Source organism: Dokdonella sp., assembly GCF_041395345.1.
GTDB lineage: Bacteria > Pseudomonadota > Gammaproteobacteria > Xanthomonadales > Rhodanobacteraceae > Dokdonella.
Window position 1 is genome coordinate 1 of sequence record NZ_JAWLAR010000005.1, and the last position, 9,570, is coordinate 9,570.

Consider the following 9,570-nt stretch of genomic DNA (forward strand, 5'->3'; position numbering starts at 1 on the left):
CGCCTAACGCAATGGCGGGTCTGGATGGATCCGGCGACACCACAACAGGCGGCCGCCTGGAGCCGACTCCACAATGACAGCATGCAATTCACCGCGGGAGCGATGAATTGCACGCGCCAGGTTTTTCGATTGCGCTACTCGGGCTGGACGGAGTAGACCACGGTCGAACCCTGCATCATCGGATGATACGAGTAACCGCCGCAGACAAAGACCGAACCATCCGGCGTGCAGTTGGGTGGCGGGGAGGCGACCAGACTGGGGCCGGGCGGTGGGGGCGACATCGCAGCGGCGGTACCGACTGCGGCGGCCGTTCCGACCACAGCCGCCGTGCCCACTGCGGCCGCAGTAGCAGCGCCGGCATAGGCAACCGTCCGACGGGTCGTACGACGCGCGACACCGGCATAGCTGACCGGAGTCAGCGGGCGACCAACCCGCGCCTCGGCACTGGAAATAACGCTGAAGCCCGTGCCCGGCATGGTTTCCTGGACCAACATTGCACCTGTCAGGGTCAGGGACAGAGCCAATCCACCCAGCAGGATCTTCTTGAACTTGCGTGTGCCGATCATGGCTGAACCTCCAGGCTCGTTACGAAATCAACTTTCTGTGCACCGGCTGGCGCCTTGAACTCGAACATCTTCGCGTTGAGCTTGGGCTTCAGATTCCAGTTGCTCATCGATACGCCGAATTGCGGCGCGGCTGTCACCCATTTCGAGGTGATCAGATAGCGCAGCGGCAACGGTTGATCGCCATCCTGAATCCAGATCTGGAAATCGACTTCCGGCGTGCGGAATGCCAGATGATGCGCCATCTTCCCGCCTATGGATTCGAGTCCGACATAGCTCGAGCTGGTGAGATTCCAGGTCATGCCCGCGTAGATGTCGTTGTAGAGGAGGTCGGCACCCGGGAGGTCGATCTGGATGGCGTCGCGCAGGAAATCCAAGGCCTGGTCGAAATCTCCCGGCGCTGCAGCGACGGCATAGAAATTCTCGCTCTTGGCATAGACGGTTACGTTCTTGCCATCGTAGTAGGCAAACGTTTCTCCGTTGGAGTCAGTCCGATGTGCCTTGAGCATGTTCGGTCGCATGACGCTGACTTCACCGTTTGCGGAGAAGTTGAGCTTCTGGCCTTGGGTGTCGACGATCTCCGAAGTGTTGTGGACGTCGACCGTGAACGCCTTCAGCCCGGCCATGTAATTGCTCATCTTCTTTAGCAAGGCATCGGCCTCGGAATCCAGCGCAGGTTCGGCAGCGACACTGGAGGAAATCGACAGTACGACCATGAGTAGCGAAGCGAGCGCCGAGCCTGTTCTCGTGAGCCCTCGATGCGCCTTGCGTTCCAGGTTATTCATCATCTGCTCCGTTCTGGGAATGATCTGCGGTGGATGGAATCCTCATCGCCCGGCTCGGCCCGGGCTTCAAGCGGGAAGATCTGCAGCGATGAGAAGGAGGTGATATTAGACCAGATGCGGTCGCAATGCCTGCACTCCGCGGGTTTGCGGCGAGCGTCAGCGGAACTCTCGCCAAGTCGTGACGTTGCCTGGAGCGAATTCCTGCCCGGCCTCACCTGGGAGGCATTCTGTGTGACACTCCGCGAGTCCGCCGCGATGCGGGACGGCGACAGGCTGCCTCGACCATGCCACTGAAAAATCTGCAGCGCGAAGACTCGTTCGTTCTCCTGCGCGATACGGTCCGCTGGCGCGTTGCATTGGTGCTCGGCACCCTGATCACGGTCATGTTGCCCGTCCTTGGAATGCTCAATACGCACCTGGGACTGAATGACACGGCAACCCTTGCATGGGGCTCGCTCGCGGTTTCGTCGGCCAGCGTCCTCGGCCTGCTGCTCTTGCCTAGACGGCTGGGCGGCACGATATTCTTCTTCACTATCGCCGCGCTCCTGGTTTTCGTACCGGCCTACGGCCTGCAGCATGGCCGCAACATGCAGCACTGGGCCTATATCCTGCCACCGCTGCTGGTCTTTCTCCTGCGTCCCGGCCCGGCGCTTGCGGCAATGATCGTATACGGCGTGTATGTTGCGTGGATTACGGCCCTGCTGCTGGCACCGATTGAAGTTGTCCGCTTCTCGGCAGGCTACGGGCTTACCGTCTGCTTCATGTATGCCTACGCCATGCTGCAGCAGCAAGCCGGCTCCCTTCTTCGCTATCACTCAAGCCACGACGCCCTCAGCGGCTGCCTGAATCGCCGGACATTCAACCAGGCTGTCGACAGCCTCGTGGATGGCAAGGGGCGTCATGCGCGCTGCGAATTCCTGTTGATGGACATCGACCAGTTCAAGTCGATCAACGACAAGCACGGGCATCTGGTCGGAGACCAGGTCATTGCCGGCGTGGCTGCAACCATGATGTCGGTGCTCGATGCAGATACCGCGTTGTTCCGTTACGGCGGAGAAGAATTCTCGGTGATGCTGGTCGACCGTGAGAAGGGCGCCGGCATCAAGCTCGCAGAGCAGCTGCGAAGAGCGGTCGAGCAGGCCGATCTTGACGGCGTACGTGTCACGATCAGCATCGGCGTCGCCGAGTGGAACCCGGGCACCTCCAGGGTGCGAACCGTTTTGCAGGAGGCGGACGACGCCCTCTACGCTGCAAAACGAGCCGGTCGCAACCGCGTGATCGACGCGTCCTCGTCAGACACTGCAGTCCGGCAGACCGTGTAGCAAGAACAGACCAGTGCGCCACACCGGCGTTTGCAGTCCACTTGCCCGGATCGGTCCGCATGGCAGGCGCACGCCCTGATCTACCCGTCTGATTTGCACAACCGCTATGCTTGCCGAAATCCAGATGAACCAGCCGAGGGCCATTCCCATGAACAATCTTGCCATCCGCTCCACACTGGCCGCACTAGTGGCCATCTCAACGACCTGCAATGCTGAAGAAAAGGCCGAACTGAGCTTTTCCTCGACCGAAGTCGCACCCGGCCTCTACATGTTGATGGGAGTGGGCGGATTCACCGGGGGCAACATAGGACTCTCTATTGGTGACGACGGCGTCGTCATGATCGATGACTCGATGCCACCCATGCTCGACATCATGAAGACCGCCATTGCCAGCGTGACCGACAAGCCTGTGGATTTTCTGATCAACACCCACGTGCATGGTGACCACACGGGCAATAACGCCACCCTGGCCAGCGACGGCGCGCACATCGTTGCGCATGAAAACCTGCGCCGCCATCTTGTCCAGCATGGAGTGCAGACCGCCGATGGCATGAAGCCGGCACCGAAGGCTGCCCTTCCCGTCATCACGTTTTCGCGTGAGATGGACTTCTATCTCAACGGTCAGGACGCGCACCTCTTTCATGTTGCGCATGCGCATACCGACGGCGACAGCGTGATCCAGTTCCGCGGCGCCAACGTGATCCACACCGGCGATGTCCTGTTCAACGGCCTGTTCCCGTTCATCGATCTGGATAGCGGTGGCAGCGTCGAGGGCTATCTGGCCGCACAAAAGCAGATACTCGCCCTTGTCGATGACAAGACCCGGATCATTCCCGGCCACGGTCCGCTTGCCGGCAAGGCCGATCTGAAGGCTTCCGTCGACATGCTGGAAGATTCGATCGCCCTGATCAAAGCGCAGATCAAGGCCGGAAAGTCCGAAGACGAGGTTGTTGCGATGAACCCGTTGGCCAAGTACCACGACAAGTGGAACTGGGGTTTCATTACCACCGAGAAGATGACGCGACAGTTGTATGCCGGACTCAAGAGTCCGAATGCATCGGCGACCTCGTCGGACCCGTCCGGTCATGGTCATGAACATTGACCGGAGTCCATCCCGGACAGGGAGATATAGCGAAAGAAGAATGCGGTCCTGGGCCTGCATTCTTCGTTGACAGAATCGCGAGACATATCGCGCCTGCCGGCACGTCGACAAATCGAGTACGCCGGAAAACTTCGCGGACTGACGGCCTGGCATGTCCGATGCCTCGTCGGCTGGCTGATCCGGGCCCGACTTCGGGAATCGCGCGACGCAGTCGCCAGCCCCCGAATGAGCTGGCATAGTGCAAGCAGGCCGGTGAGCGGCTCTCCGTCGAGGTGACAGGCAGCTGCCAACGATGATCGAACTCAACATCGCGCCTCTCGATATCCCGACCCTGGCACTCAGCCGGAGCATGATGCAGGTCATGCTGGCCGGACTGCTTGTTTACGTCGGCAGCCAGCTCGAGCAGCGCAACGGCACGCGATTCTGGGCCGCGGGCCTGCTGCTCAACGGCCTTGCCCTTTTCATTCATGCCACCGCGTTGCCAGAACCCTGGTACAGCGTGTCCACCACATTCAATCACCTCGCGTTCGGCGCTTCGAGCGCCTGCTTCTTGCTCGGGTTCTGGAAATTCGGCAGGCAGCCGCGTCAGCTCTGGCTGATCGTCCTGATGCTGGCCATTCCGATCATCAGCCTGATCGCCTGGGAGTGGCTCTGGCCCAACGCCCGCTGGCGTGTACTCACTACGGCCAGCGGACAGGCCCTGTATCTGCTTGCCCTGCAATTCAGCCTCGGCAAGTCGCCCACGCCGGATATCGCGCGCATCTACCGACGCTTGCGCATCATCGTTGTGGTCTACATGCTGATTCTGATCTGGTCCTATGCCAGCCTCGCCGACGTGCTACCAACTTCGGCGCGCGTCAGTCCCGGCTATCACCGCACCTTCTTCAGCGTTACTTCAATGCTGTTCATGCTGTCATTGGCCGTGGGTTGTCTTGCCCTGCAATTCGCCCTGCTGGCCGCTCGGAACGCGCAGCTGGCCATGGTCGACTGGCAGACCGGTCTGCTCAATCGGCGAGGATTCTTTCTCGCGCTCGGTCGCACCGAGGAATTGCGCAACGGTCGGCACGCCCCCTTCAGCGCCGTGGTCCTGGATATCGATCATTTCAAGCAGATCAACGACCGCCATGGCCATGCCGCCGGTGACCGCGTCCTGCATGCATTGGGCGAGAGTCTGCGCGCATTGACCCGGCCCACCCATTTCGTCGCGCGCATGGGCGGAGAGGAGTTTTGCATCGTCCTGCCCGGGAATACACGGCAGGAAGCGACCGAGCTCGCCGAGGCGGTTCGCGCCGCCTGCGAGCAAATGCTCGTACGTGCTGACGACGGCGAGGAGATTCGCTTCACACTCAGTGCGGGGGTCTGCGAAGCGCGACCCGCGGAAACGATCGATGAAACGCTGGCAAGAGCAGACCAGGCGCTCTACGCCGCAAAACGCGACGGACGCAATCGGGTTGCGAGCATCAATACGAACGAGGCGCTGCCAGATTCGGTTAGCGCTGACTCGCCACATCCGCGAGGCGACGCGAGTCGATAGGAGCAGGCCTTGCACGGCGGGAATTCAAGAGTGATGAACAAGTGCAGGTATTGGCGGGACGCCCCAGCAGGCCCCGTCGAAGAATTATTCCAAAGTCGGACTGGCCAGCCTGCGGTTGCCACGGGAATTCAATTGTGTCCCGATCTCAGTCGAATCCGTTCGAAAAGACGGCATCTCCTCCACCGAAGGTGCCGAGGATCAGCAAGCGAAGCGCGTCTGGAGCGGGCGGGGGATCCGCTTCGGCAATCAGTGCGACGACGCCTCCCGTCAGCGTATCGACACCGTCCCAGCTGCCACTCTGTTCGACAATGGCTCCAGGCAACGCGCCGAGAAAGAACGTGTCTGCATCGATCGGGTTTTCGGCGGGATCCTCGAAGTCGGTGGCGTCGGTGGTATCGAGCGTGAGGCCAAGCACCGACAGCAGCGGTCGGTTGACGCTGTCGACCGGACCGGCTGCGCGCGAGTCGCCGGGATCTGGATTGCCGCGCGTGCGCGCCCGTGTGGCCCAGAGCACGCCCTGGCTGTCGATGTAGCCACGCACCTCCACCTGGCTCGACTGGGCAAGGCCATTTGCGTAGATCAGATCTTCATCACGCAACTGTGCCGATCGACGGATCGTATTGGCCAGTACATGGACTGTCCCTTCGGCACCGGCAACGACATCGGCAGGTTGCACCGGCCCCTCAAGACGAATCGTTGGCGCGTCGAACTGGATGCCATCGGCCGTGAAGGCGAGGTTTTCGCCGAAAGTGCCATCGACTTCGATGGTTGCGCCCGGTGCGAGATCGTCAGCACTGCCGAAAGCAAACTCCGTATCAACACCATGGGTGACGATATAAGGCCCGAACTCGAATGCAGTATCGGAAAGAATGGTACCCACGACACCATTCAGTGCGCCCAGAGCACCTGGTGTTCCAAGCGGCATCGGAGCCACACAGGTCAGACGCGTCACCGTGTCGAGAACGCTGCCGGCGGTGAAGCCGGCGATGCCATCGGCTCGGATTTCCACGAATGCGCCGACGTCGACGCTGGCGCCGCAATCGATCGGCGTAACGCCGGCAAGACTCACACGCTGCGGGCCGAGTTCGATCTCGTTGGCATCGGCCGCAGTCACGTAGCCCGACAGCAACCAACGTGGCGTCAGAGCAGGCAGATACTCGATGAAGGATGCCTGCAGGCTCGAGTTGGTGTCGACGTAGCCGCTGACATCCAGATGATCGCCAACAGCGATGTTGTCGACACTGCCGCCGGGAAGACCGGTCGCACCGGTATCGCCGGTTACGGTTACTTCCTGACCGAGCACGCGCAATGGATCCGTCGATGTCACCGAGCCTCGCACGGCATAAGAGAAGATCACTGTTGCCGCGGCAACGGCGCCTTGCGGCGCGTGCATGGCAGTACTGTCAAATCGGGCCTCCGCGCGCAGACCGGGCCTGTTTGGCACGGGACTGCCGGGTGGGAGTATTTCATCGTCAACGACAATGACGGTGTTCGAATCCACCAGCACTGGGCGACCCTGGATATCGATGGTCTCGGCGGCCACCGCTGTCTGCGCAAGAAATGCAAGGACAGCAATGATGGCTATCGTTCGTGAATCGGCGGAGCGGATCATGAGCGGATTTCCTGGATCGTGTAGGCATGGCGCGTGTCGCGTTGCGGCACTTCAATCAATTGTGCCAGCACCGGCATGAAAGCCGGCGATCGTGCTCAGCGCCCGATTGCGAGCAGCGCTGCACCGCGGGCCGAGGCGCTCATCCGGACTGGGGGATGACAGTCAGCAAGATGAGCGCTACGGGCGCGGTTTTCAAGGGTTGCGCTATTGCGGCGTGTTCGGGAACAGCCCGCCAATCACGACGCTGCCGTTCGAAGTGATATCGATGGCCTTGCCGCGCGGATCGAAATCGAGCAGTTCCTTGCCCGGTTCGACCGGATTGCGGAACTCGATCTCGCCTTCGGTACCACCCGCCACAGCGACAACATTGATGCTGCCCTGGTTGACGTTGTCGACAAGCAATCCGTAGGTGCCGGCCGGCAGGTCTTCAAGCTCGACATTGAAATCGACACGGTCCGAGCGCTGGCGCAGCCTGGCCTTCAGTTCGGGGCCATCGTTGCCCGCGGGCTCGACACTCATTTCATATTCCGCATTGCCGAACGGAGGAGCCCCGGATCCACCACCCGGAGGCGGCGGCGGTGGCGGTGCGCCGGCGCTGCCCAGCGTCGCAGTCAGGAAAACCGTGTTGCCTTGAGCGATCTGGACGAGCTTGTTGCGCGGATCGAAATCGAGCAGCACCTTGCCCGGTTCAACCGGACTGCGGAATTCGAGTTCGCCCTCAGTGCCGCCGGCAACCGAGACGACATTGATGGTGCCGCGCTGGATACCATCGACGCGCAGGGAATAGGCCCCTATCGGCAGATCCTCGGCCTCGGCGCTGAATTCCGTGCGACTCGGTGATTCCTCGAACTTGAGCTTGCCTTGCGCCGCCGGGACAACGCCGGTGTTGCTCATGAACTGGACGATCTCGCCGGTGCCGCCACTGCTCGGATTGGTGTCGCCCGAGACACCGCCGCTGCAGGTGCTGTTGTAGGGCATGCTCAGGCGCGTGATCGGCATGGAGCCGGACGCCAGCGCAGGATCGTTCGGGTTGAACTGCACGGTGCCCTGGGTACAGCTGGTGAACCTGACCGTCAGGGTGCCCCAGTTGTTGTTCACTTGCACATTGGCCGGATCGAAACTGTTGCCGAAGGCACCGCCCTGGGTCGACCAGGCCGCAAGGACGGCCGTGTCGCCCTGGACCGGACCCATCGCCGAGATCCAGGTGGGATTGCCGGCATTGTCGTAGGTGTACCAGGAGCCCAGTACGTTCTTGTTGCCGCCGGATCCGACCACTTCGAAGTTGAATCCATGGCCAGAGTGGGCAGGGTCGTACCAGGTACCCGCGAATTCGCGCGTGATCGTAATTGCGCCCGCATCGGCGGCCAAAGTGCCCAGCAGGACAAGTATCGGTAGCGTGCGGCGCAGTGGGGGGAAGGTCATCATGGGGAACTCCAGCAAGCGGGGAAATCATCGCCAATTGCGACGAAACCACGATAGAACGCATCCCGTCCGCTGAACATCAGGGCTTTCACCCAGTGCAGGCCACCGCAAGGCCCCAGCGCCATTCGAATGCAAGTCTGGGTAGCGAAGGGCAGCCATCCGTCATGGAATCAGCCCCTCAACGGTACGCTGGGTGTTTCCCCGGATTGACCTGCGCGGCGGCTCGGGTCAGATTCAGTCAATATGAACATGTCTGATGCGTTCGCGGCCTGACTCGCTCCGGATCGCCATCATCGCTAAGATGCCCCAACCGGGCCCGAGGATTCCGTGCTGACACATCGCACCCCGCTCCTGCTCCTGCTGACTCTGGTCGCATTTTCGGCCATGGCGCCGTTCGGTCATGCCCTTGCCGGGGGCCCCTGCATTGTCGAAACCAGCATCGTCGACGACCGCAAGTTCAAGGCGGACATTTGCCTGCCGAATCCGAATGGCCCGGACTTCGAGATGGGCTTCGACCTCGAATTCCATCTTGACCCGGAAAATCCGGGCAGCCTCGTGAACCTCACCGTGCCTTGCGTCGGATTCAGCGTCGAAGTCATGGATGCCGCGGCCATCGCCGATGTCGAGAGCCGCTTGCCCGACCCGGCCAATCAGAGCATCGACCCTGCCCTGCCGCTACGCGTCACCATCGAGCCCCCGGTCGCCTGCGGCCTGGAATTCGAGGACGACTACGATGCCGAGTTCGATGCCGACAACCTGGTCTGGAACCCGCAATCGCCCTATCGACTGATGAAGGCGCCGATCGGCGGCAGCTACCGCAACATCACCGCACAGGTCGATGCGGGCAGCGTGCGGGCGCGCGGCTGCGGCGGCACCTTCTCGGAATTCGTGCTGGTCGTCGACCAGCTGCAGGACTACGCCAGCGAGACCGTGGCTGCGTTTGCCGATCTCGGCATCACGATCGGCAATGCGGCGATCGGCCCCACCGCCAGCACGACCCTGGGCAACGATCGCAGCGTCAGTCAGTCTGCCTTTGCCGCCGGCAACTATGCCGAAGCCATCGCACGCCTGGATGACATGGACGCACATTGCGGTGCGCTGGGTGGTCCGGCACTGCCGAACCGTTGGCGCAGTGCGCGCGATCTCGAGAACCTGGAAGGCGAAGTCGTCTCGCGCTCCGGTCACCTCAAATTCCTGCTGGGCCGCCTCAACGGCGATCCCTGAGTGCCG

Annotated in this window: 8 protein-coding genes; 4 read left to right on the forward strand and 4 right to left on the reverse strand. The window is 61.6% G+C overall.

Going from position 1 to position 9,570, the window contains the following annotated elements; translation table 11 throughout:
- Positions 1-134 precede the first annotated feature (134 nt).
- Positions 135-566 carry a hypothetical protein gene (locus R3F00_RS05665; protein ID WP_371280763.1) on the reverse strand — a complete coding sequence of 144 codons (432 nt, stop codon included), beginning with the start codon at positions 564-566 and terminating at the stop codon, positions 135-137.
- A complete protein-coding gene (locus R3F00_RS05670) occupies positions 563-1,348 on the reverse strand; it encodes a DUF2092 domain-containing protein (protein WP_371280764.1) in 786 nt (261 codons plus the stop codon). The genes R3F00_RS05665 and R3F00_RS05670 overlap by 4 nt, the downstream gene beginning before the upstream one ends.
- Before the next feature lie 284 nt (positions 1,349-1,632).
- Here R3F00_RS05670 and R3F00_RS05675 point away from each other — a divergent pair, with 284 nt between their 5' ends.
- The 3 genes from R3F00_RS05675 (at position 1,633) to R3F00_RS05685 (ending at position 5,306) form a co-directional block, all read left to right on the forward strand.
- Positions 1,633-2,670 (forward strand): diguanylate cyclase, encoded by a 1,038-nt coding sequence (locus tag R3F00_RS05675; protein ID WP_371280765.1) that lies wholly within the window; start codon positions 1,633-1,635, stop codon positions 2,668-2,670.
- 148 nt (positions 2,671-2,818) lie between these two features.
- Positions 2,819-3,772: an MBL fold metallo-hydrolase gene (locus tag R3F00_RS05680; RefSeq protein WP_371280766.1), complete on the forward strand. Its 954-nt coding sequence runs from the start codon at positions 2,819-2,821 to the stop codon at positions 3,770-3,772.
- Positions 3,773-4,064: 292 nt separating this feature from the next.
- The gene (locus tag R3F00_RS05685; RefSeq protein ID WP_371280768.1) at positions 4,065-5,306 is read left to right on the forward strand and encodes a GGDEF domain-containing protein; all 1,242 of its coding nucleotides are present in this window, start codon (positions 4,065-4,067) and stop codon (positions 5,304-5,306) included.
- A 145-nt stretch (positions 5,307-5,451) separates the two neighbouring features.
- On the opposite strand, the gene R3F00_RS05690 is transcribed toward R3F00_RS05685, so the two are convergent.
- A complete protein-coding gene (locus R3F00_RS05690; RefSeq protein ID WP_371280769.1) occupies positions 5,452-6,918 on the reverse strand; it encodes a DUF5666 domain-containing protein in 1,467 nt (488 codons plus the stop codon).
- A gap of 204 nt (positions 6,919-7,122) precedes the next feature.
- Positions 7,123-8,343 carry a hypothetical protein gene (locus tag R3F00_RS05695; RefSeq protein ID WP_371280770.1) on the reverse strand — a complete coding sequence of 407 codons (1,221 nt, stop codon included), beginning with the start codon at positions 8,341-8,343 and terminating at the stop codon, positions 7,123-7,125.
- A 324-nt stretch (positions 8,344-8,667) separates the two neighbouring features.
- Here R3F00_RS05695 and R3F00_RS05700 point away from each other — a divergent pair, with 324 nt between their 5' ends.
- On the forward strand, positions 8,668-9,564 hold the full coding sequence (locus R3F00_RS05700; protein WP_371280771.1) for a DUF6689 family protein: 897 nt from the start codon (positions 8,668-8,670) through the stop codon (positions 9,562-9,564).
- Positions 9,565-9,570: the final 6 nt, after the last annotated feature.

Excerpts from the sequence above, each read along its gene's own strand:
- R3F00_RS05695 (WP_371280770.1), bottom strand. The coding sequence starts at position 8,343 with ATGATGACCTTCCCCCCACTGCGCCGCACGCTACCGATACTTGTCCTG.
- R3F00_RS05690 (WP_371280769.1), bottom strand. The coding sequence starts at position 6,918 with ATGATCCGCTCCGCCGATTCACGAACGATAGCCATCATTGCTGTCCTT.
- R3F00_RS05675 (WP_371280765.1), top strand. The coding sequence starts at position 1,633 with ATGCCACTGAAAAATCTGCAGCGCGAAGACTCGTTCGTTCTCCTGCGC.
- R3F00_RS05665 (WP_371280763.1), bottom strand. The coding sequence starts at position 566 with ATGATCGGCACACGCAAGTTCAAGAAGATCCTGCTGGGTGGATTGGCT.
- R3F00_RS05670 (WP_371280764.1), bottom strand. The coding sequence starts at position 1,348 with ATGAATAACCTGGAACGCAAGGCGCATCGAGGGCTCACGAGAACAGGC.
- R3F00_RS05685 (WP_371280768.1), top strand. The coding sequence starts at position 4,065 with ATGATCGAACTCAACATCGCGCCTCTCGATATCCCGACCCTGGCACTC.
- R3F00_RS05680 (WP_371280766.1), top strand. The coding sequence starts at position 2,819 with ATGAACAATCTTGCCATCCGCTCCACACTGGCCGCACTAGTGGCCATC.